Here is a 24,722-nt window from a genome sequence, read left to right as displayed (position 1 = left end):
TTTTTAAGCACCACCTCCACCTTCAATTTGATTTCCATCCTTATCATAAGTAATAAATCCAACTTTCTGGTCAAGGTAATTATATTTAGTTACAGTATAAGATCCATCGGAGTGATATGTGGTTAATTCATATGCAACTGCATGTATGTCGCCGTTATTTGATCCACCATTATCATTTGAGCCGCCGTTATCATTTGGAGTAATAGCATTGTTTCCACTGTCACCACTACCACTACTACTGCCACTACCATCGTAGTAACCAGCACCAGAACTGTCTCCTCCAGAATATTGTCCATCAGAACCACTGTTATCTGATGAGCCAGAGCCAGAATTATCTGTATTGGTACTTACGTTAGTAGAATTTCCAACACCAGATCCTCCGTTATCTGCACCAATTCCTTGGAGATTCTTGAATACTCCGTTATCTTCACTAGTTAATCCATAAGCAGTTACTCCTGCTGCAATACAAATAACAATAATAATTGAGATAATAATATTAGATTTTTCCACTCAACTCACCTCTATATTGTATAAGACTTGTTCTGTAAAAAATTTATAATTATAATTACTTATACTTATAAATCTTTTACAAAACTTTTATATAATATATATTACTTTTCTTATATGGTTTTTTTTATTTATAAAATTTTGTATATTTCATTTTATCTATTTTCTGTATTACTTTTTATCTAAAAATTCATAAAATTATTTTTCTATTTTATTAAAATAATTGTTTTATTCATTATATTGCGGATTTAAAGCTATATGCTTACTTTTTTTCTATTATTCAATATTTGTTTTCTATTTTAATTTTTTTAATGATTTTTTAAATTATGTATTATTTTTATATTTTTTTTAAATTCTATTGCATCTTTGTATAATTTTCGTTTTTCATTAATCTTTTACTATATAAATTTTTCGTTTTACTTTATTAAAAATCATTTATATATCATCTTTAATAAATTAATAACTGTCGTTGGTTTCTAATTTTTTAATATAAGAGGTGACACATTTGAGTGAAAAAATAGTTATATCACCTACTACCAGACAAGAAGGCCACGCAGAACTTGTCATGGAAGTGGATGATGAAGGAATTGTTACAAAGGGTAGATACTTTAGTATTACTCCTGTTAGAGGTTTAGAAAAGATGGTTGTAGGTAAGGCACCTGAAACTCCACCTGTTTTATGTCAAAGAATTTGTGGTGTTTGTCCTATACCTCATACCTTAGCATCTGTTGAAGCTATAGATGATTCATTAGATATTGAGGTTCCTAAAGCTGGAAAAATTATGAGAGAGGTAACTTTAGCAGCTCACTGTCTTGATAGTGCAGCTATTCACCATTTCTTAATCGCACCAGATTTTGTACCTGATAACTTATTTAAAACAGCTGTAGACAGTGTATCTAATATTAGGAAAAAAGCTCAATTTATTGTAGATACATTAGCAGGTGAAGGTATTCACCCATCTGATATTAGAGTAGGCGGAATGGCTAGAAATATTTCTCCATTAGCTAAAGAAAAAATAACAAAGATTGCTAAAGAATTAGTACCTGATGTTGAGAAACATGCTGAATTAATCGAAGGATTAGTTGCGGATAAAGGATTACCTAAAGATTTAGGTGTTGTTAAAAATAAACCATTTTCATCTAGTCCTTACTATGGTGACAGATCTTATTTTGACTTTGATAAATTCAGTGAAATTATGCCTGAACAATGGTATGATGATCCGGAAATAGGTAAAAGGGCTTGTTCTACTATTCCTTTATGGGAAGGTAAACCTATTGAAACTGGACCTAGAGCTAGAATGGAAATGTATCATGGATTTAAAGATAAAGGTGTAGTTGCTCAACATGTTGCAAGAGCTGAAGAAATGAAACTTAATGCTGCAAGAATTGTGGAATTAGTTGATCAATTAGATACTTCCGCTCCTGTTAGAGCTGACTTTGACCCTAGAGGTACCAATAAATTAGGTTTAGGTGTAATTGAAGCACCTAGAGGAACTGATGTTCATATGGCTCAAATTAAAGACGGTAGGGTTCAATATTATTCATGTTTAGTACCAACTACCTGGAATATCCCAATTATGGGTCCTGCTACTGAAGGTTTCCACCATGAATATGGACCTCATGTAATTAGAGCTTATGATCCATGTTTATCATGTGCTACTCATGTAATGGTAGTGGATGACGATGATAAAAGTGTTCTCAAAAGTGAGATGGTAAATTTATAGGGGAATTTAAATGGCATATGATGTAGAAAATTTAGTTGTTGGCTGTGGAAATGTATTGTTCCAGGACGATGGTTTTGGACCATATGTAATTAAAACAATCAAAGAAAAATATTTCAAAGATAAAGACTTTCCTGAAGAAGTTGACTTTATTGATGCAGGTACTAGCGCAACTTACTATGTTTTTTCACTACCTAGTGAAAAATGGAAAAAGTTAGTAATTGTTGATGTAGTTGATTTTAATGCTGAACCAGGTACCTTAAGATTTTTCTCACCTTTTGAGATGCCTAAAGGTAAATATGAAAATGCTCATAATTGGGCTGTTGAAGAACCATTACAAGATTTGGCAAATCAAGGAATTGATGTTGTAATAGTAGGTTGCCAACCAAAAGAAATTTCTGCACCAGATATAGTAATGGGCTTAACTGAGCCTGTTGAAAACGCTATTCCTAAAGCCATTGATATGATTTTTAAAGAGATAGGGGTTAATTAAATGTTTGATAAATTAAAAAAATCTTTTGGTAAAAAAGAAACTAAACCTGTTGAATCTGAGGTTAAATACGAGGAAGGTCAAGTTTCTATAAAACCTACTAATAAACCTAAAATCGGATACATCCACTTAAGTGGTTGTACCGGTGATGCAATGTCTTTAACTGAAAACTATGATATTTTATCAACCTTACTTTCTGATATGGTAGATATTGTATATGGTCAAACTTTAGTAGATAAATGGATTCATGGTACTTATGCAGAGGAAATGCCTCATATGGACTTATGTCTTATTGAAGGTTCTGTATGTTTACAAGATGAACACAGTTTAAATGAAGTTCAAGAAGCTAGAAAACATTCTGATTTAATATGTGCTTTCGGTTCCTGTGCTATGACTGGTTGTTTCACTAGATTTGCTCATGGTGGTCAACAAGCACAACCTAAACACGAGTCATTTGTACCTGTAAGTGATTTGGTAAAAGTAGATCTTGCTCTTCCTGGTTGTCCTGTTTCTCCGGAAATGATTGCTAAAGCTGTTGTTGCTTTAATTAATAGTGATATGGATTATTTACAACCTGCACTTAACCTTGCTTCATGTAATTTAGCATGTGGTTGTGATGTAAAAACTAACATTACTAATAAATCATTATGTACCGGATGTGGAACTTGTGCATTAGCTTGTCCAACTAGAGCAATGACTATGGTTGAAGGTAGACCTGAATGTAATAAGGATAGATGTATTAAATGTGGTTCATGTTATGTACATTGTCCTAGATCTTGGTTCCCATATGAAAGGATTCAAAAAGAATTTGACTTATAGGAGGATTTAGTATGGAATTTGGTCAAGAATTTGGAAAATATAAACAAGTTGTTTGTGCAAGAGCTACCGATAAAAAAATTCAAGATGTTGCTCAAGATGGTGGAATTGTAACTGCTTTATTCTCCTATGCATTAGACGAAGGTATTATTGAAGGAGCAGTTGTCGCTGGACCTAGTGATGAACCTTGGGTACCTAAACCAGTAGTTGCTACTACTACCGATGAGCTTATTGCTGCAGCTGGAACTAAATATACTCATTCACCTAATGTTTGGGCGTTAAAAGAAGCTGTAAGACAAGCAGGTATTGAAAAAGTCGGTACTGTAGGAACTCCATGTCAAATCATGGGTATTAGAAAAATGCAAGTATATCCATTCTCAACAAGATTCGTTGCAGATAAACTTAAATTATTAATCGGTATTTTCTGTATGGAAAACTTCCCTATGGCTTCAATTGAAACTTTCACTGCTGAAAAAATGGGATTAGACATTAATGATATTACTAAAATGGATATTGGTAAAGGTAAATTCTTTGCAGAAACGGCTGATGACAATCACGGAATTTCTTTAAAAGAAACACATGGATATGAACAAGCAGGATGTAATGTCTGTCCTGATTATGTAGCAGAATTTGCTGATGTTGCTACTGGATCTGTTGGTTCTCCAGATGGTTGGTCTACTGTATTTACAAGAACCGATGATGGTGAATCTATTTTCAATGCTGCTGTAAGTGCAGGCCTTATTGAAACTAAGGAATTTGATGATTCTGTAAAACCAGGTTTAGGTTTACTCAGTAAATTAGCTAAAGGTAAAAAAGATAAAAATAAGAAAGAAGCTGAAAATAGGATGAAGATGGGACTTCCTGTTCCATTTGATAAATACTATGAATATTAAACTTCTTTATTTTTTCTTTTCTTTTTTTTATTTTGTATTAGCAATTACTTTTTTTAGATCGTTTTCATATTTTCAAATTTAATTGATTTTAATAAATGTAATTTATTATTTTTATTCTAATCTGTTCTTAAACCCTTTTATTAATATTGCATTGTTTTGAGGATTTCTTCTAATTTTTAATGGTAGTATTTTAGCTATTTTTCTTATTTAAAATGAATCCTATTTTGTTTTTAAAAAATACTCTTTATTTTTTATTACTTTTCTTTTAAAAATTTTTATAACTTTGATTTAATTAAATAAAGATTATTTATTATTTTATTTACTTAATATACTTTTATTTATTTCTTATTTTTTGTACAACAATTAATTATTATTTTATTTTATATTTAAAATTTTTTTATTTCTATATATATTAATTTACATATAATTATTCATTTAATACTTATTTTAACTTATTTTCATTTTTATTTTTCTATTTAAAGCTATTTTAACTGTTTTTTTAAAATTATTTAATTCATATTTTATGAACTATTCAATTTAAATTTAATTTTTTAATTGTAGTTTTTTAGTTTATTTATTTATAATAATATTATTTTTTCTTATTGATTTTTAGAAAATTCTTATAAATTCTTTTTGATTTTTAATTATCTAATTTTAGACTAATTTTTTATTTTGTTCTTATTTATTGAAACTAAGCTTGATGTTAGTTACAAATTTTTCATTTTTGATTAGTTTATATATTAGTTCTTACAATTTTTAATTGTAAAATAGATATAACAAAGGATATCATAGAAGTTTGTAAAAATTTTTAATTGTAATGGTTGTAGTTAATATAATTCTTATAAACTTAAGTCATATCACTTATATTTATGGGAATATTTTAGTATGCTATTGATTAGTTAATTTTTTTACATTTTTTCATGCTCTATTGTTTATTATTTTGATTTTTAAGTACCACTTAATAATTTTCAATTTATACCTTTTTTATATTTTTATTTTTACATGTGGATAAAATAATTCTTAAGAATTTAACCACCATAAACACGTTACTTAAATTTCGGAGGAAAAAATATGGATAAAACATTGTTCTGTGTACCTAGAAAAATTTTCGTAGGTCAAGGTGCATTAGAAAATTTAAAAGATTTAGAAGGTAAAAAGGCTTTTGTAGTAATTGGTGGAGGATCCTTAAAACGTGCTGGTTTCCTGGATAAAGTCATGGACTATCTTAAAGAGGCAGGCATGGAAACAAAATTATTCGAAGGAGTAGAATCAGACCCTTCTGTTACCACTGTCATGGAAGGAGCAAAACAAATGCGTGAATTTGAACCAGATTGGATTGTAGCAATGGGTGGAGGTTCCCCTATTGATGCAGCTAAAGGTATGTGGATTTTCTATGAATATCCTGATTTAACCTTTGAAGAGGCATGTGTTCCATTTGGTTTACCTAAAATGAGACAAAAAGCTCATTTCTGCGCTATTGGTTCTACAAGTGGTACTGGTACTGAGGTAACTGCATTCTCAGTTATAACTGATTATGATACCGGTATTAAATGGCCTATTGCTGATTTTGAAGTAACTCCAGATGTGGCTATTGTAGATCCACAGTTACCAGCAAGTATGCCACCTAAATTAGTAGCACATACTGGAATGGATGCTTTAACTCATGCTATTGAAGCATATACCGCTTCAACCCATCAACCATTTGCAGATGCTATGGCTTTAGATGCGATTCACATGATTTTGAATAATCTAAAACAGTCCTATGACGGAAATCAAGATGCGAGGGAAATGATGCATTATGCTCAGGCTGAAGCTGGAATTGCATTTTCTAATGGATTATTAGGTATTGTCCATTCTATGGCTCATAAAACTGGAGCTGCATTCTCTGGAAGACATATTCCTCATGGTGAAGCTAATGCTATGTATCTACCATATGCTACTAGATTTAATGCTAGGAAAGATCCTTCAAGATATGCTGCTATTGGCCGTTATCTTGGATGGGAAGGTACTGATGAGGAATTGGTTGAAAAACTATGTAATACTGTTGCAGACTTTAATAAATACTTAGGTATACCTCATGATCTTAAAGAGTGGGGTGTAGATGAAGATGAATTTAATGCAAAAGTCAAGGAAATTTCTAAAAATGCTATGACTGATGCATGTACTGCTGCAAACCCAAGAGAAATGACTGCAGAATTGTTTGAAAAACTTTTACACAATATATACTATGGTATAGATGAGATTGATTTCTAGATAAAAAATAAATGAGATAAAGAGGTAATAATATGGAAAAGATTCCTAATAACCCTGCACAGGAAAAGTATCAATTATATATAAATGGACAATGGAAAGATGCATCAGACGGCTCAACCTTTGAAACTTTTTGTCCTGCAAATGGTGAAAAACTAGCTACATGTGCTGAAGCTACTAACGCAGATGTGGATGAGGCAGTTGATGCTGCTAATGCCGCATTTCCAGATTGGAAAGCTGTTGAACCTATTGAAAGAGAAGAAATTCTACTTAAGGTTGCAGATATTATTGACGACAATGCTGATAAATTAGCTATGATTGAAACACTTGATAATGGTAAGCCAATTAGGGAGAATATGGCTATAGACATGCCATTTTCATCAGATCACTTCCGTTACTTTGCTGGTGCTGTACGTGCTGAGGAAGGTTCTGCAACAATGTTGGACAATAATACCTTAAGCTTAATCTTAAGGGAACCAATAGGTGTAGTTGGTCAAATTGTTCCTTGGAACTTCCCATTCTTAATGGCTGCTTGGAAATTAGCTCCAGTGCTTGCTGCAGGATGTTGTACTGTATTCCACCCATCAAGTTCCACTCCTTTAAGTGTACTCGAATTTGCTAAAATGACTGAAAAAGTTATTCCTAAAGGTGTATTTAATGTTATTACTGGTAAAGGTTCAAAATCAGGTCAATACATGTTAGAACATCCAGGATTCAGAAAATTAGCATTTACCGGTTCCACTGAAATAGGTTGTAATGTAGCAAACTGTGCTGCATCAAGATTAATTCCATCAACCTTAGAATTAGGAGGTAAATCTGCTAACATTTACTTTGATGATTGTAAATGGGATATGGCAATGGACGGTTTACAATTAGGTATTTTATTTAACCAGGGTCAAGTATGTTGTGCAGGTTCCCGTGTATTTGTCCAAGAAGATATTTACGATAAGTTTGTTAAGGAAGCTGTAGATCAATTTGGTAAAATAAATGTAAATATGCCATGGTTAGAGGATACACAGATGGGTTCTCAGATTAATGAGAGGCAAGTTGAAAAAATTGAAAAATGTGTTCAAGATGGTGTAAAAGAAGGTGCAACAATTGCTGTTGGTGGTGAAAGATTTAAAGAGGGACCACTTTCAGAAGGTAGTTTCTTTAAACCTACATTATTAACCAATGTTACTAATGATATGAAAGTAGCACAAGAGGAAATTTTTGGACCTGTAGCTGTTGTCATTCCATTTAAAGATGAAGAAGATGTAATTGAAATGGCTAATGACAGTTCATATGGTTTAGGTGGTGCTGTTTGGACTAGGGATATTAACCGTGCTATCCGTGTATGTAATGCTATTGAAACAGGTCGTATGTGGGTAAACACTTATAATTCAATTCCTGCTGGTGCTCCATTTGGTGGTTATAAACAATCAGGTATTGGTCGTGAAACTCATAAGGTTATATTGGAACATTATACACAGATGAAAAATATAATGATTAATCTATCTGAGCAACCAAGTGGTTTCTATCCAAAGAAATAGAAAAGGTTGATTATTGAATATTATTTCAATAATCTTCATCTTTTAATTTCTAATATTATTTTTTATTTTCATTTGATGGTTAAAATGATAAACAAGGATTATGAGAAAAATCTTGATATTAAATTTGTGAATAGTTTTTCATATGAAACATTATTTATGGATATATTTAGATCTATTCGCTGGGCTAATGGTGTTTATTGTCCTAGATGTAAATCTTTTAATGTAAATAAAAAAGGATTTATTGATAAGGGATATCCTCAGGGTAAAATACGCAAATTTAAATGTAATGACTGTGATCATGCATTCAATGATTTTAGTGGAACTTTCTTTGAAAATTCTAAAATGCCGATAAGTGTTTTAAGTTATATTATTTTCAATATGTATGTCATGTCAGTTGCAGATATTGCAGAGCAAACAGGATATAGTCGAAATACTATCTATAATGTCATTAAAAAAATCAATAAATATATTCATAGAAGTGATTTTGAAAGATTAGTAAAGGATGATGACGGATTTTTCAGATTGAATGGAAATAAATTTCAAGTAAATGGAGGTAATTCTAATGATCATTAGTATTATTGGTGGTACTGGACCTCAAGGTTTAGGTATTGCTAAGCGTTTGGCTATTGCTGGTGAATCTGTAATTGTTGGTTCACGTAAAGAAGAAAAGGCAGTAAAGGTTGTCGGAGAAACAATTGATGAATTAAAAGATTATGATGTTGATATTAAAGGTTTGGCTAATGAGGATGCTGCAAAAGAAGGGGATATTCTTATTATGACAGTACCTTTACAAGCTCAAAGTGCAACATTAAAAACTATCAAACCTTTTGTTAAAGGAAAGATCTTTTTAGATGCAACGGTTCCATTAGAAACAGCTATTGGAGGTAAAGTTTCAAGGGTTCTTAAATTGCCTGAAGGATCTGCTGCAGAGAGAACGGCTTCAATATTGGAAGGTGAAGATGTTAAAGTCATTGCTGCTTTTAATAATATAAGTAATAGTTTACTTTTAAATATTCCTGAACCAATTGACTGTGATTGCATTATTGCAGGTGATAATCAAGAGGCTAAAGACACTGCAAAAGAGTTGATTGAGAAGATACCGGGTATTAAAGTAATCGATGCAGGGGCTCTTGAAAAGGCACAATTGATAGAGGTAGTTACACCTTTACTCATTGGTTTAAATATTAAATATAAATCTAAATACGGAGGTTTTCGTTTAACAGGTTTTGACTTCTAAATTATTCTCACCAAATGTTTACATCTCTTTAATGATCTAATGAATTAAGCTAATTATTAGCTTTATTCATTATTTCATTGATTATCTAATAATAAAGTCAAAAACATTATATAATTAAAATTTAATCATCATCGAGGTACTGGTATTATTTAAGGTGGTTTTTTATGATTTTAGGTTTTTTAGGTTGTGGAAATATTTCATCAGTTATAGTAAATTACCTTATCCATTCTCATTTAGATATTCAGCCAAAATATTTTTTTGATAAATTTACGGATAAGTCTAAGAGTTTATCCTCCTTAGTTAATGGGGTTGTTGTTAAAGATTTCAATCGGATGTTAAACAAAGTTGATATTGTCTTTGAGGCAGCATCACCTTCAGCTATTAAAGAATATGGGTTGAATATTGTAAACAGTGGTAAATCTTTGATTATAATGAGTGTTGGTTCATTAATGGATAAAAATTTTAGAGAGGATTTAATTCAAGTTGCAGAAAAGAAAAACGTTAAAATATATGTTCCTTCTGGTGCAGTTATAGGTTTAGATGGAATTAAATCTGCTTCAATTGGTAATTTATATTCTGTATCCTTGATTACTAGAAAACCACCAAAAGCTTTAAATCAAAATGAAAATATTGAAAAAGTTGTTTTTGAAGGTAAAGCTTCAGAAGCTATTAAAAAATTTCCATTAAATATGAATGTTGCAGTCTCTTTAAGTTTGGTAGCTAATAAGGATATTGATGTTAAAATTATAAGTGATCCTTCTATAAGTCAAAATATTCATCAAATAGATGTAAAAGGAGATTTTGGTCAATTTTCTACTAGAATTTCTAATTCACCTTGTAGATCTAATCCTAAAACTAGTTTACTTGCAGCATATTCAGCAATTAATTTATTTGAAAAGTTAGATAAAAATTTATATATTGGTGTTTAGTTAAAAAGTAGGGATTTTAAATTAATATTAATTTAAAAAAGGTGTTCTATTGGGTTTGAATTTTTAGTGCCCTAATTTTTAAACTCAATAGATATGGGTTTATAAAATTTTATTGGATATTTTCCATTATTCCTTAGGTATTCAATAAATTTTATAATATGGGTTGTAAGAGTTGTTTAACTCAAAAAATAAGAAGTTAATTATTTGGTTTCTATAAATTAAATAATGTCGCTTCAAAACACGGAATTAAAGTTAGATATAACTTTAATTTAAAAAAATAAAGCCATAAAGTAAGTATGTGTCTTCCATTAATTTATTTGTTGGTTCTTAAATTTTTGGAAGTAATATACACTTTTTAGGTCATTGGAGTTACTAAAATTCTTCCTTTTTTTAATAACTTCAATTTTAGTTGGTGGTTGAAGTTAAATAAGTACTCCTAATGACCTAATTTTTTTAATAAAAAACTTCTTTTAAAATAAAAATATCTTTAGCCAAAATCATAAGCTTTTATTAAAAAAATTATAATATTTTACTATATTTAAGTAGAAAGGATTCAATTTTGACTAAATTTGGATTAATACTCAGAACTTATTATACTAATTATAATTTGCAATGTACAGCTATCCAAATACTGGAGTATTCAAATGCCCATCCCATTATTATAATGTTGTAACTGTACAGCCATCTTCCTCAACAATAATGGTATGTTCCTTTTGTGAAACCCATCCTCCGGTTTTTTCTTTTAATGGATGGTATGGGTAAATTGCCATAGCCCTTGATAAGTTTCTCATTGATGCATGTAATCTGTTTCTATTAAATTCTTTTGTTAACCATCTACCTGAGAATGGTAAATCTCTATGATTGTTTTCAATGTATTTTAAAACTTTTTGATCGTGTTTCATTCTAAATGGTCTGTCTTTCATAAATGAGAATATATAGGCACCTGGCATATCATCTACAATTCCAATACCTTCAGTTGCAAATGGTTCTATTGCAACTACCTGTCCCTCTTCTAGCTTGGTTGTACTTCCATTATTAAAATTAGGTACTGAAAGTCCTGCATGTAAATTCCATTGCTCTAGGCTATGTCCGGTTAAATTACTAACGGGATTTAACTCATATTCATGTATTGCATCTTCAATTGCCTGCCCAATCTCTCCAAGTGTTACACCAGCTCTAACGGTACTGATAGCTGCTTCAAGAGCACTAGCAGATGCATCAATAATTCTTTGATTTTTTTCTAATGTTTCCTCATCAAATACCTCTTCCAAATTGTCTCCAGGAGCCATAACAGTGACTGCTGTATCTGAAATATATCCATTAACCTCTGCTCCTAAATCTAATTTTACTAAATCCCCTGTGACAATCTTGTTTTTATCTCCAAAAGGAGATGTATAATGTGCTGTAACTTCATTTATACTAACGTTACATGGGAATGAAATGCCCGCTCCTGTTTTTAGGATTTCATTTTCTACAAATTCCACTAAGTCAATAATGGGAGTTCCATTCTTAATAAGTTTTACAGCTCTATTTCTTACATCAGAAGCTATTTTTCCTGCTTCAATATATGAATTTAACTCGTCAGATTCCATCATTAATATTTATCCTCCTGATTTTAATTTAAATAGTAATTGTTATGAATTTAGTTTGTTTGTTTAATTATTTAAATACTATTTTCATAATTTTTATATAGTTTTAATTATATACTATGATTATAGTTAAATATTTTTATTACTGATAGTGGAGGAACAAAAATGGAGAGTTTGGTTATACCAAATCAGATTTTTATATTAATTTTAGTTTTAATCTTTGCTATTCTTATAATCATTGTTGTCTTCCAATGGAGAAAAGTTAAACAATCCCAGAATTCTATTAAAATGATAGAAAAGGAGATTGAACTTAAAAAGATGTCTATGGTTGAAAAAGACTTAGAATCTAAAAGATTAATGGAAAACCCAATCCCATTACCTAAGGAACAACAAGAGGCTCTTTCAGCTATTAGACAATCTACTTCAGAATTAATGAATGATGTAGGTTATAAGCATACTGAAATCAATGAAAGATTAGCTCGTCTTGAAGCTCAAACTGAGCAAAAAAAATTAGAAAAAATGCTCAAAGATATTGAAGAAAAAGAAAAAAGACTTCAAAAACAATAAAGGGGATTTAAATGGGTATTGTTGAAATTGTAGCAATAATTATTCTTTTAATTGCCATAGCAGTTTTAGTATATTACTTTGTTTTAAATAATTCCGAATCATTTAATGGTTTTAATTTAAAAGTTCCTACTGAAGAAGAAGAGATGCCTAGTTCTTCTGAACATTATAATATTCGATTTGAAGATGATGAAAATACCGCAAACGCTAAAGAGAGGTCATCTACTAATTATACAGAGAAATTTAGAGATAAGATCAATGAATATGATATGTCAAGTTTTAGTACCGATGCATTTTCTCAGAAAATTGACCAATTCTTGGATGAAAAAAGTGATCAATTGATTGAAGATTGGTCCCTTGCTACTCAAAATGATTTGGATTCTTTAGAAAGAAGATGGGCTTCTGCAAATGAATCAATTGAAGATTTAGAAAAAAGATTTAATGAGTATTCAGATTTTACTAATGAAAGATTGGATTCTTTAGATGAAAGAATTAAAGCTCTTGAAGATGATGAGTCTCTTAGTGAAGGGGAATCTGGGGATTAATATTTGAAATATTGTAATTTGCATGTTTTATTTATATTGAAATCTCTTAAAACATTTTTTGGGATTTTTCATTTCTATTTTTTTTAAACATTATATTTTATTTTTTTAAAAAATATATTATTTATTAATTTAAACCGTATTTTTACAAAACATTTATATAGTATGAAAACATAAATTGTTATGTATCATTTTATATACATTAGTTTTTAATAATTTTTTATATAGCAGGGTGGGGTAGTCTGGTGATCCCGCGGGGCTCATAACCCCGAGAGCCCTAGTTCAAATCTAGGCCCTGCTACTTTTTTATTTGGCTATTTTTTAATTTAATATTTTTATATTTAGTTTTATATGATTATAGCAAGCTAAAGACAGTTACTGGTTATTATAACTAAGGAAACTCCATCCATCATTACAGAACTATAATGTATTAAAAGCATATACTGAGAAGTATGACACTGGAGCAGAAACGATACGTCTTTTAATGAATGACGATGATGTTAAACTGATGGACATTAAAAGGATACGGTGAAACGGCTATTCTATAGGGTGCAAGAATAAAGATGCCAATGACTACTGTAAGAGGCAAGGTAATTCGCTAAGATGAATACTGTTAAACAGAAGGTGGGTTACTCTTAGCAGGCTATAATCATATTATTATTCAATACTTTTTTTAGGTTAATTATATATTTAAGAAATTACTAATAGACTATTAAATTTATTTTTTAATATGGGGACATAATATGGCGGTAAAAGTTAAAGATTTCCTTTTTTTACAAAGTTCTTTATTTGTTTATGCAATATGTGCGTTATGTGAGAAATTTGTTTCCAGATTGCCTCCAATGTCAACTAACTTTATTTTGGGATACATTTTTGTTGTTGGATTATTAGGGGTTTATGCCCTATTATGGCAACAAATTTTAAAAAGAATTGATTTGAATATTGCTTTTTCAAATAAGGCTGTAACTGTTATTTGGGGTTTTATTTTAGGATTTTTGGTTTTAGGTGAAACCATCAGTATAAAAATGGTTATCGGTGCAATATTTGTAATTACTGGAATAGTTTTATTGGTGGTGAATGAAGAATGAACCCATTTATCTTTTTATTCTTGTTTTCAGTATTTATAGCATCTTGTTCTCAGATACTTCTTAAAAAAAGTGCGATGAGAAAACATGAATCATTTATTAAGGAATACTTAAATCCATATGTAATTACTGCTTATGTTTTATTTTTTGCAGGTACATTAATTACAATTATTTCATATAAAACTATTCCATTGTCATTTGGTTTGATTTTAGAGTCTGCAGGATACATATTTGTGTCCATTCTAAGTTATATATTCCTTAGAGAAACCTTAAATACTAAGCAAATTCTTGGTTTAGGTTTAATATTACTTGGTATTATTATTGCTAATATCTGATTAGGTTTTAATTTTTAATTTTTCATTTTATATCAATTTTTAACTATTTTTTTTAAAATTTTGATTAATTCGTCCCTTTTAAAAGCTAATCCTTCTTGTTTTATAACAGTTTGATGTATATTTTCATAAACTATTCTTTCATTGTCAATTGTACCCATATGAAATTTTAAAACTATGGTTGATTATTTAGGTAGTATTTTTTTTATTTTGCTAATTTTTAATTATAATTTAAATTAAATGGCTTATTTCGTTAATGGATTTTTAATTATTTTAATATTTTAAGTTTCAATGGCTTATCTTGTTACTGGAATTTTTTAATTATTTTAATATTCTAAATGGTCTTGACATTTAAGTTGAACCATAAATTGTCTTAAAAATCTTTTAAAACATTTTTTTTAGATTATCTTTAATATTTAAAAACCATTTGATGATCCTGATATTTGATTTTTATAATATGGATAATGAATTAATCCATAACTGAAAAATTTTTTCTATTATTTATGATTAAATTTAAATAAAACATGCTAATAATTCTATAAAACTTATTTAGTTTATTAGGCTATTGATTAAATTGAATATGTTCATGTTTTTATAAAAAAAGTATTCTGTTATGTATATCTCAATAATATTAAAAACTAAAGATTGATAGTTTTTTTAAAGATCTATCTTAATATATAAGTGAATTTTAATAATCTTATAAAAGAAGATAACCCTAATTTATTAATTAATAAATGGATTAATATTTCGCATAAAAAATAGTTGTTTGTCCTAAAAAGAGTTTAAAAGTAAATGTTAGATAAGAAGAGTATTCTTATCTATTTAATTGAATCTTTCATTTTGCTGAAAAATCCTTTTTTAACGTGTTTAATGTCTTCACCACTAATCTCTGCAAACTTCTTAAGTAGTTTTGTCTGTTCTTTATTAAGGTTTTGTGGTATAACAACAGTTACTGTGACATACATGTTTCCATGAGCATCATGGCCTCTTAATGGCATACCTTGATCTCTAATCTTAAAGGTTGTTCCACCTTGAGTTCCTGGAGGTACGGTTAATGTGATTGTTTTTCCATAAATTGTAGGGATATCTATTTTATCACCTAAACTAGCTTGAACAATACTTATCTCTTGGTTGTAGTAAAGATGTGAACCTTGTCTTTCATATTTTTTATTACGTTTAATATGTACGGATATTATTAAATCCCCATCAGGGGCACCAGGCTCTCCAGCATTACCTGCTCCACCAACTCTTAAACGATCAGTCTCATCAATACCTGCAGGAATGTCAATGGTTATAGTTTGTTGTTCACGTACAGTTCCTTTTCCATGACAATTCTCACATGGTTCCTTGATTATTTTACCTGTTCCACCACATTTCCTACATGGTCTAACACTCATCATTTGACCAAGTAATGTATTAGTTACCTCTTTAACTTGTCCTGTTCCATTACATTCAGGACAGGTTTCTGGACTGGTTCCAGGTTTTGCTTTGTTACCATTACATTCCGGACAGGTCTCATCATGATGTATGACAACATCTTTTTTAATTCCTGTTGCAGCTTCTTCTAGTGTAATTTCTACATTAGTGTAAATGTCAGAACCCCTTTGAGGTCCGGAAGGTGAATTTCTTGATCTATTTCCTCCACCAAATCCAAACATATCAAAGATATTTCCAAGATCGAAATCATCAAAAATATCATTAAAGTTAACATTTTGATATATATCTTCAGCAGAGAACCCATCCATACCTGCATGTCCAAAACGATCGTATTTTTTACGTTTGTCTTCATCAGACAAAACTGCATAAGCTTCACTTATTTCCTTGAATTTTTCAGTAGCATTCTCATCGTCACTAACGTCTGGGTGATACTTCATTGCTAATTTACGATATGCTTTCTTAATCTCTTTCTGATCAGCATCCTTGTCTACACCTAAGACATCATAATAATCTCGCTTCTCTGCCATGTCTTCACCTGTAATAAGATAATTGTAATTTTAAAATAATTAATAAAAATAGTTTCTAAGTTTTTTAAAAACTTGTATAAACATTATATTGTTGTTTATGTTATATATCTTTTTTAGAAAAATTTGTTTAAAATTATTAGATTTTAGAAATTTATTTCTAAAAATCATAATAATTTAATTTTTGAATTTTATCTAATCATCTTTTACTGTGTAATCTGCATCAACGGTGTTGTCGTCATCATTGTCATTGTTTGATTGTGATGATCCTGCATTTGCACCAGCGTTTGCTCCGTTAGCTTGTTGTTGTGCTGCCTCTTGAGCTGCTGCCTCTTGATAGATTTTTGCGCCGATTTCCTGAACTTCTTTAGTTAACTCGTCGGTTTTTTCTTTGATTGCACTAATGTCGTCACCAGTAATTAATTCTCTTAATTCAGAGACTAAACCGTCGATTTTAGATTTTTCATCATCAGATATTTTGTCTTTTAAGTCTTCGGTAGTCTTTTCAGCAGTGTAAATCATTGAGTCAGCATTGTTTCTAACTTCAATTTCTTCTTCTTTCTTCTTATCTTCCTCAGCATTCATTTCTGCTTCTTTGACTTTTTCTTGGATTTCCTCATCTGATAATTTAGTACTTGAAGTAATTGTAATTGATTGTTCTTTACCAGTTCCTTTATCTTTAGCAGATACATTTATAATACCATTCGCATCAATATCGAAAGTTACTTCAATTTGAGGTACTCCTCTTGGTGCAGGTGGAATTCCTACTAATTGGAATCTTCCAAGGGTGGTGTTATCATTTGCCATAGGTCTTTCACCTTGAACAACATGGATATCTACTGAAGGTTGGTTATCCTGTGCAGTTGAGAAGATTTGACTCTTTTTGGTTGGAATGGTAGTGTTCCTTTCAATAAGTTTGGTTGCTACTCCTCCTAAAGTTTCGATTCCAAGAGATAATGGGGTTACATCAAGTAAAACTAAATCCTTAATTTCACCAGCTAAAACTCCTCCTTGGATTGCAGCACCCATAGATACACATTCCATAGGATCAATTCCTCTTTCTACTGGTTTACCAATGAAGTTTTCAACGAATTTTTGTACACATGGCATTCTGGTAGGTCCACCTACGAGGATGATTTTGTCAATATCAGATTTTGACATTTTTGCATCGTTTAATGCTTGTTCCATAGGTTTTCCACATCTTTTTACAATAGGATCTACTAATTGTTCAAGTTTTGCCCTTGTTAAATCATTAATTAAGTTTTGAGCTTTACCATCCTTCATTGCAATAAATGGTAAGTTGACTTGACTTGTTAATGTAGTGGAAAGTTCGATTTTAGCTTTTTCAGAAGCTTCTCTTAATCTTTGTACCGCTTGATCATCTTCCATTAAGTCGATACCGGTTTCTTTTTTGAATTCGTTAGCAATATAATTCATTATTGCATTATCCATATCGGTACCACCTAACTTAGTATCTCCACTGGTAGCTTTTACCTCGAAGACACCTCCACCAAATTCCATAATGGTTACATCTAAGGTACCTCCACCTAAATCGAATACCATAATGTTAACATCATCATCGGTTTGTTTGTCAATACCATATGCTAAACTTGCTGCAGTAGGTTCGTTAACTAATCTTACTACATCTAATCCTGCAATAGTACCTGCATCTTTAGTTGCAGTTCTTTGGTTATCATCAAAGTAAGCTGGTACTGTAATTACAGCTTTTTCAATTGGTTCTCCTAAGAAACTTTCTGCATCCTTTTTAATTTTTTGTAAGATGAAAGCGGAGATTTCCTGTGGGCTGTATTCTTTTCCTTGAACTTTTACTTTTCTATCAGTACCCATACTTCTTTTGATTGCACTAATGGTATTTTCAGGATTTGTAATTGCTTGTCTTCTAGCTGGTTCACCAACTAATCTTTGACCATCATCAGTAAATGCTACATAACTTGGGAAAGCTTTACCATATTGGCTTGCTCCTTCTGCACTAGGGATAACAGTTGGTTTTCCACCTATAAGTACAGATGCTGCTGAGTTACTTGTACCTAAATCAATACCAATAATCTTTTCTTTCTTAGTTTCCTCTGTCATTTTATCACCATAAATTTTAATTGATTTCAAGTTTTAATTTTAAGCAAATAAAATTTAATTTTAAGTTAAGTTAAGTTTTCATCTGATTTTAATTAAATTCTATTTTAGCCAGATATTATTAATAATAAATATAATTTTTAATTTCAATTTGAATTAGCAAATCTATTTTTTACAAACTTTTACCTTTGAATATCTAATAACTTTATCCTTAAGAGTGTACCCTTTCATAAGCACTTCAATGATTTCACCATTTTCATAGTCAGGATTATTTTCAACCATTAAAGCCTCATGTTTAAATGGATCGAATTTTTCTCCTTTGGCAGGAATTTCTTCAAGACCTTCTTTTTTAAGAGTATCTGTTAGTTTTTTATAGATTAATTCTAAACCTTCCCTTAATTCTTCATCATTATTAGACTTATCTAAAGCTCTTCCAATATCTTCATAGCTATCTAAAATATTATTAATTAGGTTTTCATTTGCATATTTGATAATATTCTGATTCTGCTTTTCAGTTTGTTTTTTGAAATTCTCAAAATCGGCTTGAAGTCTTTGGGTATGAGCCACATATTCTCGAAGTTCTTCATCTTTCTTTTCAAGTTCTTCTTCCATTTTAGCTAATTTCTCTTCTGCAGTTAATTCTTCTTGGGAATCATCTTTTTCTTCATTTAAAGATTCAGATTCTTCTTCAAGATTTTCTTCATCTTTATTATTAGCCATTTGGTCACCTTTTCAGTTTGATTATAAGATAACAATAAATTTTTTATTCTTTTTATTATTTTATATTCATTTAGTTTTAATTCCTTAATACAATAGTTAATAATTGGAAGATTTATTTCTTTTTGACTTTAATATTTTATTTTTATGAAATATGAATATATAGGACATTAGTTGAAAAAATAACTATTGTATTAAAGAATTTTTTTCATAAAATATTAAAGTAACAAAAAGTTATCTTTCTCACTATATCTTTTAGTAACCAAAAGTTATATAAAGGTTTCGATATAATGGTATATTGATGAGCGAAAAAGAAAATAATCAAAATATCAAAAATGAAAATTCTAACTTAGATGTTGATATGGATGATATTTTGGATATTATGGGTTCTCGTACAAGACGAGAAATCATTAATCTATTAAGGGAAGAACCTATGTTTGTTAGTGAAATATCTAATCAATTAAACATAGGGCAAAAAGCTGTAATAGAACATTTACGTGCTATGGAAGAAGCAGGTATATTAAAATCCTCCTATAAAAAAATAATGAGAGGAAGACCTCGTAAATACTATGACATGCCTAATGATATTACTGTTAACATAATAATCAGCCAAAATATCTTCGATGTTAATGTTTCTGAGGATAGACTAAATCAAAAACAATTACCTTCTGGAGATGAATGGTCTAGATTGTTAGATTTAGAAAAAAAGATTGACCAAGGTCATTATGAAGCAGTAAGAGAATTAGAAGGTCAAATACGTTTATATAAAAACTTGCTTGAAAGAGCCGAGTATATTTTAGAACGTACTTTCAAAGAAAGAAAAGAAAAAGAGCATAAAGAATATTAATTCTTTTTATTGTTTTTATAATGATTTAATCTATTTTCTAGATTTTTCATTTCCTTTTTTTTATTTTTTTTAAGTTAGAAAATTTATTGATTTTAGATTTCGTTTTTCAATTTAGCTATTTTTTTATTAAAAGTTTTATTTTTTAGTTTTTATTTTCTAAAACTGATCTGTTTTAAGTTAGAAAATTTATTGGTTTTAAATTTCGTTTTTTAATTTAGCTATTTTATTAAAAATTATTAAATGGTATAATTTAATTTAAGTATTGACTTGCAACGATTGCCTGTCCAAGGGATACTGAACCATCCCCACAACAGGAATTGGTATGTTGTATGAAATTGTATCCATTACTCTCTATAATATTTTTACATGTGAGTGTAATCTCTTCATTATATAGTACTCCGCCAGTTGCACCTATGTTTTCAATATTTTTATCCTCTGCTGCTTTGATTGCTATTTCAGATAAACTGGATGCTATTGCCCTTTGTGCTGCAGAGGCTATTTCTTTAATATTTTCTCCCTTATTTTTTAAATCAATAACTGATTTTAATATGTTGCTGGTGTTTACCTGGTATCTTCCATCAATTCTTTCAATTGTGTAGGGAATTTCAAGATCTCTGTTTGCACCATATGCCACTGCCTCAAGTTTCATTGATGCCTCCCCTTCATAAGAACGGGATCCACAGATTCCAAGTGCAGTGGATACAGAATCAAGAACCCTTCCAGTACTGGATGAAAGGCCTACATTTAAATTGGATTCCAACTGTTTTAAAACAAGGTCAATCTCCTTATCCCCATATTTGAAATAGTTGGAGTAGTTTTCCTTCATTATCTTTAAGACGTCCTCCGGGGTATATTCATCATTGTTGAGTAATATTGACATTAGCATACGTGCAGGATATTCCGTACATAGATCTCCTCCAGGCATTTTCTGAGGACTTAGGGAACCTAATCTCTCATAATCTTTAACATTGGTATATAGGATTTCACCGCCCCAAGCGGTTTTATCATCTCCATAACCTACACCATCCGCTGCAATAAACACTAATTCGTCAAGATCATTATCATTTAATAGATTTATTCCATGTGCATGATGGTGCTGAACCGGTATAAGCTCTGCATTATACTCTTTTGAATATTCCTTTGCAAGTTTTGTTGTAAAGAACTGTGGATGCATATCACATGCTATTAAATCAAAGTCTTTGGTTTTTGTAATCTCCATCATATGCTTAATTGCGTCTTGTAGGAATTCGTATGTTTTAAACTTATTAGTATTTCCAATATGCTGTGAAACATATCCAAGACCATCATTTAATATTGTAAATGTCACATCAAGTTCAGGACCTAACGCCAAAATTTTACTGTCCTTTATATTTTCGTTTAACCTTATGATTGAGGGAGCTATCTCATAAGGTTCCGGTGTATAACCTCGTGAACGACGTAAAAATGATAGCCTATTGTTTCTGTACTTTATTACAGAATCATCACATCTATTAATGATCCTTCTATTATGTATTAATGCATAATCATAAATGCCCTCAAGATCATTTAGAATGTTCTCGTTTTTAATCATCATAGGCTCTCCAGGTATGTTTGCAGATGTCATTATATATGCCGGATCCCCGTTGATCTTTTCATTTTCAATAAATAATAGATGATGTAGGGGGGCATATGGTAACATTATTCCAATTGTGTGAAGTTCAGGTGCAACAGAATCGGCAAAATAATAATCTTTGCTTTTTTTACATACTACAATTGGTCTTTGTCTGGATTTAAGACTTTCCTCTTCCAAATCACTAATTTCTGCATATGTTCTAGCTGTCTCTACATTATGGCTCATTACAGCAAATGCCTGAGCTGGTCTATTAAGCCTATTTCTTAATTTTAAAACTACATCCTCATCTGTAACCTTAGATACAAGATGGGTTCCGCCTATACCTTTCAATGCTATTATATTTCCCTCTTCCAACAATCTTACAGTTTCTTTAATTGGGTCATCTGATTTAATATGTTCTTTGTTTGAGTCATATAATCTAAGTGAGGGTCCGCATTTGCTGCAACACATTGCTTCAGCATGATAGCGTCTATCTAAGGGGTTTGTATATTCCCTATTACATTCATCACATAGTGGAAAGTCATCCATACTTGTTTTATCCCTGTCATAAGGTACTGATTCAATAACTGTAAAACGTGGTCCACAGTCACAACATGCATTAAAGGGATATCTATAACGTCTATTATTGGGATCGGTAATTTCTGCTAAACATTTATCACAGATACCTACATCTGCAGGTATAACTGAATTACCGTTATAATCATCGGCACTTTCTAGGATTGTAAATTCATCATATTTTTTGTTTGTTTCTATCCATTTAAAATTAAAATTTTCAATTTTAGCTATTGGAGGAAGCTCTTCATATAGTGTTTCCTCAAAATCAAGTATGTTTTCTTTATTTCCTTGTAATATAATTTCTACAATATTTCCAAGATTTCTAATACTTCCCTTAAGAGATAGTTTTTTAGCAATCCTATATACTGTAGGTCTAAAACCTACTCCCTGAACTATTCCAGAAACTAAAACTTTACTTGTATTCATCATATCACAATTTAAAAATTTTTAGAAAATAAGAATCATTTAACTATTATTATATATTCCTTTAATCTTTAAAAATATTTTATTATCTTTTCAGATTTTAACCGATTATTCTAGTTAGAACTCTATATTTTTGGATATGGTTTTTATTTTAAAATGTTTTAAATAACTTAATAGTTAATATTATATAAAAGATTAATTTTAATAATATTTTTTTTTTTAAAAAACACAGCTATTTATTTTAAGATGATAATATGAAGGAAATTTTAGAAGATTTTAAAAAGGGAAAGATAGGTTTAGAAGAGGCAGAAAACCTTATCAAATCTAACAATATTCTTGAGATAGATAATATTGCTAAGATTGATACTAAAAGACAGGTTAGAACTGGTTTTCCCGAAGCTATTCTTGCTGAGACTAAAGACTATGATGATCTTTTATCTATTATAACCGGTTATTATAAAGATTCAAAAATGGAGTCAACCCTACTTATTACAAGATTAAGTAATGACAGGTATACTCAATTAAAAGAGGATATCTCATTTTTAGATAAGGATTATAATTTATTCTATAATAAGAAAGCAAGAATCTTAATTATTTCTAATAAAAACACTGAAGATATCAAACCTAAATTTAAGAGCAAGGTTGGTATTATTACTGCGGGAACCTCTGATATACCTGTTGCTGAGGAGGCAAAAGTTATTTTGGAAGAAAGTGGGGTTGATGTATTAAGTTCTTATGATGTAGGTGTTGCCGGAATTCATAGACTGTTTCCACAGATTGCCCACATGATGGAGGAAAATGTTAAGATTTTAATTATATGTGCAGGTATGGAAGGTGCATTACCCTCAGTTATAGCAGGATTGGTGGATATTCCAATTATTGCAGTTCCTACATCTATTGGTTATGGTGTTGGATTTGGTGGAAGAACTGCCCTTGATTCAATGTTACAGTCCTGTGCTCCCGGAATCTCTGTAGTGAATATTGATAATGGTTTTGGTGCTGCTGTAAATGTAATTACCATTTTACAAACATTTGAAAATTGAATTCTTAACCAATGATTTTATATCAAATTTGATAGGTGTCTTTTAGGATTTCATCTTTATCTTAAAATAGTGTGGTTTAATTTATTTGTCCCAAATAACGATTATTTTATCTAATTTAGGTATAGCTAAAAATTATGGTTTAGTAAGCTTTAAATATAAGGTTAATCTTATTTTTTAATAATATTTTTTTATTAATTAAATCTTTAGTAATACTTATGTATTGTTTTAAAATTTGAAAAAAATTAGTGATCCCCTATGATTTTTGAAGAATTTAATCCTAATATACATAATTCACGTCAGGTTGCAGAATTGGTTTTTGATGTGGATATGAGAGTATTTAGAAGGATATTTAGGAGTAAAGAAGATGCAATAAATGCTATTGAAAAGAAGTTACTTGCTAAATATGAATATGACCTCAAAAATCCTGACTATGATTCTAAGTTTAATTTTTATGTAATTTATCATAAGGATATTCCTTCTAAATTATTAGGTATTGTACTTATATCTAAAGGTGAAAACTTTAATTTTTTAGATGATGCTTTATTCTATTTCAAAAAATTGAAATTAATGCAGGCATTTGGTCTTACTTTAGTTAAATTTGTTGATAAAAGGACTTTATCCCATATTAATGAAGATGATTATTATCTCGCGGAAATCGCAACCAAAACCAGTGAAAGATGTCAGGGTATCGGTAAGTCTATAATGCAACATATCATTGAAGAAGCTAAAGAGCAAGGTTTCAAAAGAGTTGTTCTGGATGTTGATTTAAAAAATAATAAGGCATTTAAATTATATGAATCTATGGGATTTAAAATATTTGATAAAAAATCATTTAAATTAGGTCGTGTAGAAAAAGATACTTACTCTATGGAATACGTTTTTCCATCTAATAATGTTTAAACTATTTTTTAGCTATTTTTCTATATAATTATTTTAACTTCTTTTAAAACTAGATTTTTTTTATAATATATATTTAGGATAATTGGG

At 30.0% G+C, this 24,722-nt stretch carries 22 protein-coding genes, 1 tRNA gene and 1 other RNA gene; 18 read left to right on the top strand and 6 right to left on the bottom strand.

Annotated elements, in window-relative coordinates; genetic code table 11:
- Positions 1-3: 3 nt before the first annotated feature.
- Complete coding sequence (locus tag ON24_RS08950; RefSeq protein WP_016359194.1) at positions 4-510, bottom strand: hypothetical protein; 507 nt, start codon at positions 508-510, stop codon at positions 4-6.
- 502 nt (positions 511-1,012) lie between these two features.
- On the opposite strand from ON24_RS08950, the gene frhA reads away from it, so the two are divergent.
- From frhA to ON24_RS04890, 9 genes are all read left to right on the top strand, one after another.
- The gene (frhA, locus tag ON24_RS04930) at positions 1,013-2,230 is read left to right on the top strand and encodes a coenzyme F420 hydrogenase subunit alpha (RefSeq protein WP_016359193.1); all 1,218 of its coding nucleotides are present in this window, start codon (positions 1,013-1,015) and stop codon (positions 2,228-2,230) included.
- Positions 2,231-2,240: 10 nt separating this feature from the next.
- The gene (gene frhD / locus ON24_RS09275) at positions 2,241-2,720 is read left to right on the top strand and encodes a coenzyme F420-reducing hydrogenase, FrhD protein (protein WP_016359192.1); all 480 of its coding nucleotides are present in this window, start codon (positions 2,241-2,243) and stop codon (positions 2,718-2,720) included.
- The gene (gene frhG / locus ON24_RS09270; RefSeq protein WP_040682133.1) at positions 2,721-3,536 is read left to right on the top strand and encodes a coenzyme F420 hydrogenase subunit gamma; all 816 of its coding nucleotides are present in this window, start codon (positions 2,721-2,723) and stop codon (positions 3,534-3,536) included. It begins immediately after the preceding gene.
- An 11-nt stretch (positions 3,537-3,547) separates the two neighbouring features.
- Entirely contained in the window at positions 3,548-4,426 is an 879-nt protein-coding gene (gene frhB / locus ON24_RS04915) for a coenzyme F420 hydrogenase subunit beta (RefSeq protein WP_040682132.1), read from the top strand.
- A gap of 1,071 nt (positions 4,427-5,497) precedes the next feature.
- Positions 5,498-6,679: an iron-containing alcohol dehydrogenase gene (locus tag ON24_RS04910; protein ID WP_016359189.1), complete on the top strand. Its 1,182-nt coding sequence runs from the start codon at positions 5,498-5,500 to the stop codon at positions 6,677-6,679.
- Positions 6,680-6,711: 32 nt separating this feature from the next.
- Complete coding sequence (locus tag ON24_RS04905) at positions 6,712-8,208, top strand: aldehyde dehydrogenase family protein (protein WP_040682131.1); 1,497 nt, start codon at positions 6,712-6,714, stop codon at positions 8,206-8,208.
- An 84-nt stretch (positions 8,209-8,292) separates the two neighbouring features.
- Entirely contained in the window at positions 8,293-8,781 is a 489-nt protein-coding gene (locus ON24_RS08945) for a transposase (protein ID WP_050553559.1), read from the top strand.
- On the top strand, positions 8,771-9,445 hold the full coding sequence (npdG, locus tag ON24_RS04895; protein WP_016359186.1) for an NADPH-dependent F420 reductase: 675 nt from the start codon (positions 8,771-8,773) through the stop codon (positions 9,443-9,445). The genes ON24_RS08945 and npdG overlap by 11 nt, the downstream gene beginning before the upstream one ends.
- 164 nt (positions 9,446-9,609) lie before the next feature.
- Positions 9,610-10,374: an aspartate dehydrogenase gene (locus tag ON24_RS04890; protein ID WP_040682130.1), complete on the top strand. Its 765-nt coding sequence runs from the start codon at positions 9,610-9,612 to the stop codon at positions 10,372-10,374.
- 659 nt (positions 10,375-11,033) lie between these two features.
- Here the strand turns inward: ON24_RS04890 and map are convergent.
- Positions 11,034-11,969 (bottom strand): type II methionyl aminopeptidase, encoded by a 936-nt coding sequence (gene map / locus ON24_RS04885; RefSeq protein WP_016359184.1) that lies wholly within the window; start codon positions 11,967-11,969, stop codon positions 11,034-11,036.
- Between the two features lie 159 nt (positions 11,970-12,128).
- Between map and ON24_RS04880 the strand changes: the two genes are divergently transcribed.
- The 6 genes from ON24_RS04880 to ON24_RS04860 all read left to right on the top strand — a co-directional run bounded on the left by ON24_RS04880 (position 12,129) and on the right by ON24_RS04860 (position 14,489).
- Positions 12,129-12,530 (top strand): hypothetical protein, encoded by a 402-nt coding sequence (locus tag ON24_RS04880; protein ID WP_016359183.1) that lies wholly within the window; start codon positions 12,129-12,131, stop codon positions 12,528-12,530.
- A gap of 11 nt (positions 12,531-12,541) precedes the next feature.
- A complete protein-coding gene (locus ON24_RS04875) occupies positions 12,542-13,072 on the top strand; it encodes a hypothetical protein (protein ID WP_040682129.1) in 531 nt (176 codons plus the stop codon).
- Between the two features lie 223 nt (positions 13,073-13,295).
- Positions 13,296-13,370: transfer RNA gene (locus tag ON24_RS04870), tRNA-Met, on the top strand.
- 59 nt (positions 13,371-13,429) lie between these two features.
- Positions 13,430-13,713, top strand: an RNA gene (gene rnpB / locus ON24_RS08965) — RNase P RNA component.
- Between the two features lie 99 nt (positions 13,714-13,812).
- Complete coding sequence (locus ON24_RS04865; RefSeq protein ID WP_016359181.1) at positions 13,813-14,157, top strand: EamA family transporter; 345 nt, start codon at positions 13,813-13,815, stop codon at positions 14,155-14,157.
- Complete coding sequence (locus ON24_RS04860; RefSeq protein ID WP_040682128.1) at positions 14,154-14,489, top strand: EamA family transporter; 336 nt, start codon at positions 14,154-14,156, stop codon at positions 14,487-14,489. Before ON24_RS04865 ends, ON24_RS04860 begins: the two co-directional genes overlap by 4 nt.
- 815 nt (positions 14,490-15,304) lie before the next feature.
- Here ON24_RS04860 and dnaJ read toward each other — a convergent pair.
- From dnaJ to grpE, 3 genes are all read right to left on the bottom strand, one after another.
- Positions 15,305-16,450, bottom strand: a complete 1,146-nt coding sequence (dnaJ, locus tag ON24_RS04855) for a molecular chaperone DnaJ (RefSeq protein ID WP_040682127.1) — start codon at positions 16,448-16,450, stop codon at positions 15,305-15,307.
- Positions 16,451-16,642: 192 nt separating this feature from the next.
- Positions 16,643-18,541 carry a molecular chaperone DnaK gene (gene dnaK / locus ON24_RS04850; protein WP_040682126.1) on the bottom strand — a complete coding sequence of 633 codons (1,899 nt, stop codon included), beginning with the start codon at positions 18,539-18,541 and terminating at the stop codon, positions 16,643-16,645.
- A gap of 162 nt (positions 18,542-18,703) precedes the next feature.
- A complete protein-coding gene (gene grpE / locus ON24_RS04845; protein WP_016359177.1) occupies positions 18,704-19,258 on the bottom strand; it encodes a nucleotide exchange factor GrpE in 555 nt (184 codons plus the stop codon).
- Positions 19,259-19,556: 298 nt separating this feature from the next.
- Between grpE and ON24_RS04840 the strand changes: the two genes are divergently transcribed.
- The gene (locus ON24_RS04840; protein WP_016359176.1) at positions 19,557-20,102 is read left to right on the top strand and encodes an ArsR/SmtB family transcription factor; all 546 of its coding nucleotides are present in this window, start codon (positions 19,557-19,559) and stop codon (positions 20,100-20,102) included.
- Between the two features lie 250 nt (positions 20,103-20,352).
- On the opposite strand, the gene hypF is transcribed toward ON24_RS04840, so the two are convergent.
- A complete protein-coding gene (hypF, locus tag ON24_RS04835; RefSeq protein ID WP_040682125.1) occupies positions 20,353-22,695 on the bottom strand; it encodes a carbamoyltransferase HypF in 2,343 nt (780 codons plus the stop codon).
- 251 nt (positions 22,696-22,946) lie between these two features.
- On the opposite strand from hypF, the gene larB reads away from it, so the two are divergent.
- Positions 22,947-23,735 carry a nickel pincer cofactor biosynthesis protein LarB gene (gene larB, locus ON24_RS04830; RefSeq protein ID WP_040682124.1) on the top strand — a complete coding sequence of 263 codons (789 nt, stop codon included), beginning with the start codon at positions 22,947-22,949 and terminating at the stop codon, positions 23,733-23,735.
- Positions 23,736-23,990: 255 nt separating this feature from the next.
- Positions 23,991-24,635, top strand: a complete 645-nt coding sequence (locus ON24_RS08940) for a GNAT family N-acetyltransferase (protein ID WP_050553558.1) — start codon at positions 23,991-23,993, stop codon at positions 24,633-24,635.
- The last annotated feature ends 87 nt before the right edge of the window (positions 24,636-24,722 follow it).

The sequence above is a fragment of the Methanobrevibacter boviskoreani JH1 genome (genome assembly GCF_000320505.1).
Taxonomy (GTDB): Archaea; Methanobacteriota; Methanobacteria; order Methanobacteriales; family Methanobacteriaceae; genus Methanarmilla; species Methanarmilla boviskoreani.
This window is presented reverse-complemented; position numbering and strand designations above follow the sequence as displayed.

What these genes read in the sequence shown, in the direction of transcription:
- frhG (WP_040682133.1), top strand. Translation starts at nt 2,721, where the DNA reads ATGTTTGATAAATTAAAAAAATCTTTTGGTAAAAAAGAAACTAAACCT.
- dnaK (WP_040682126.1), bottom strand. Translation starts at nt 18,541, where the DNA reads ATGACAGAGGAAACTAAGAAAGAAAAGATTATTGGTATTGATTTAGGT.
- ON24_RS04880 (WP_016359183.1), top strand. Translation starts at nt 12,129, where the DNA reads ATGGAGAGTTTGGTTATACCAAATCAGATTTTTATATTAATTTTAGTT.
- ON24_RS04865 (WP_016359181.1), top strand. Translation starts at nt 13,813, where the DNA reads ATGGCGGTAAAAGTTAAAGATTTCCTTTTTTTACAAAGTTCTTTATTT.
- ON24_RS04910 (WP_016359189.1), top strand. Translation starts at nt 5,498, where the DNA reads ATGGATAAAACATTGTTCTGTGTACCTAGAAAAATTTTCGTAGGTCAA.
- grpE (WP_016359177.1), bottom strand. Translation starts at nt 19,258, where the DNA reads ATGGCTAATAATAAAGATGAAGAAAATCTTGAAGAAGAATCTGAATCT.
- frhD (WP_016359192.1), top strand. Translation starts at nt 2,241, where the DNA reads ATGGCATATGATGTAGAAAATTTAGTTGTTGGCTGTGGAAATGTATTG.
- ON24_RS04860 (WP_040682128.1), top strand. Translation starts at nt 14,154, where the DNA reads ATGAACCCATTTATCTTTTTATTCTTGTTTTCAGTATTTATAGCATCT.
- npdG (WP_016359186.1), top strand. Translation starts at nt 8,771, where the DNA reads ATGATCATTAGTATTATTGGTGGTACTGGACCTCAAGGTTTAGGTATT.
- ON24_RS04890 (WP_040682130.1), top strand. Translation starts at nt 9,610, where the DNA reads ATGATTTTAGGTTTTTTAGGTTGTGGAAATATTTCATCAGTTATAGTA.
- ON24_RS08945 (WP_050553559.1), top strand. Translation starts at nt 8,293, where the DNA reads ATGATAAACAAGGATTATGAGAAAAATCTTGATATTAAATTTGTGAAT.
- map (WP_016359184.1), bottom strand. Translation starts at nt 11,969, where the DNA reads ATGATGGAATCTGACGAGTTAAATTCATATATTGAAGCAGGAAAAATA.
- ON24_RS08940 (WP_050553558.1), top strand. Translation starts at nt 23,991, where the DNA reads ATGATTTTTGAAGAATTTAATCCTAATATACATAATTCACGTCAGGTT.
- frhB (WP_040682132.1), top strand. Translation starts at nt 3,548, where the DNA reads ATGGAATTTGGTCAAGAATTTGGAAAATATAAACAAGTTGTTTGTGCA.
- ON24_RS04840 (WP_016359176.1), top strand. Translation starts at nt 19,557, where the DNA reads ATGAGCGAAAAAGAAAATAATCAAAATATCAAAAATGAAAATTCTAAC.
- ON24_RS04875 (WP_040682129.1), top strand. Translation starts at nt 12,542, where the DNA reads ATGGGTATTGTTGAAATTGTAGCAATAATTATTCTTTTAATTGCCATA.
- larB (WP_040682124.1), top strand. Translation starts at nt 22,947, where the DNA reads ATGAAGGAAATTTTAGAAGATTTTAAAAAGGGAAAGATAGGTTTAGAA.
- hypF (WP_040682125.1), bottom strand. Translation starts at nt 22,695, where the DNA reads ATGAATACAAGTAAAGTTTTAGTTTCTGGAATAGTTCAGGGAGTAGGT.
- ON24_RS04905 (WP_040682131.1), top strand. Translation starts at nt 6,712, where the DNA reads ATGGAAAAGATTCCTAATAACCCTGCACAGGAAAAGTATCAATTATAT.
- dnaJ (WP_040682127.1), bottom strand. Translation starts at nt 16,450, where the DNA reads ATGGCAGAGAAGCGAGATTATTATGATGTCTTAGGTGTAGACAAGGAT.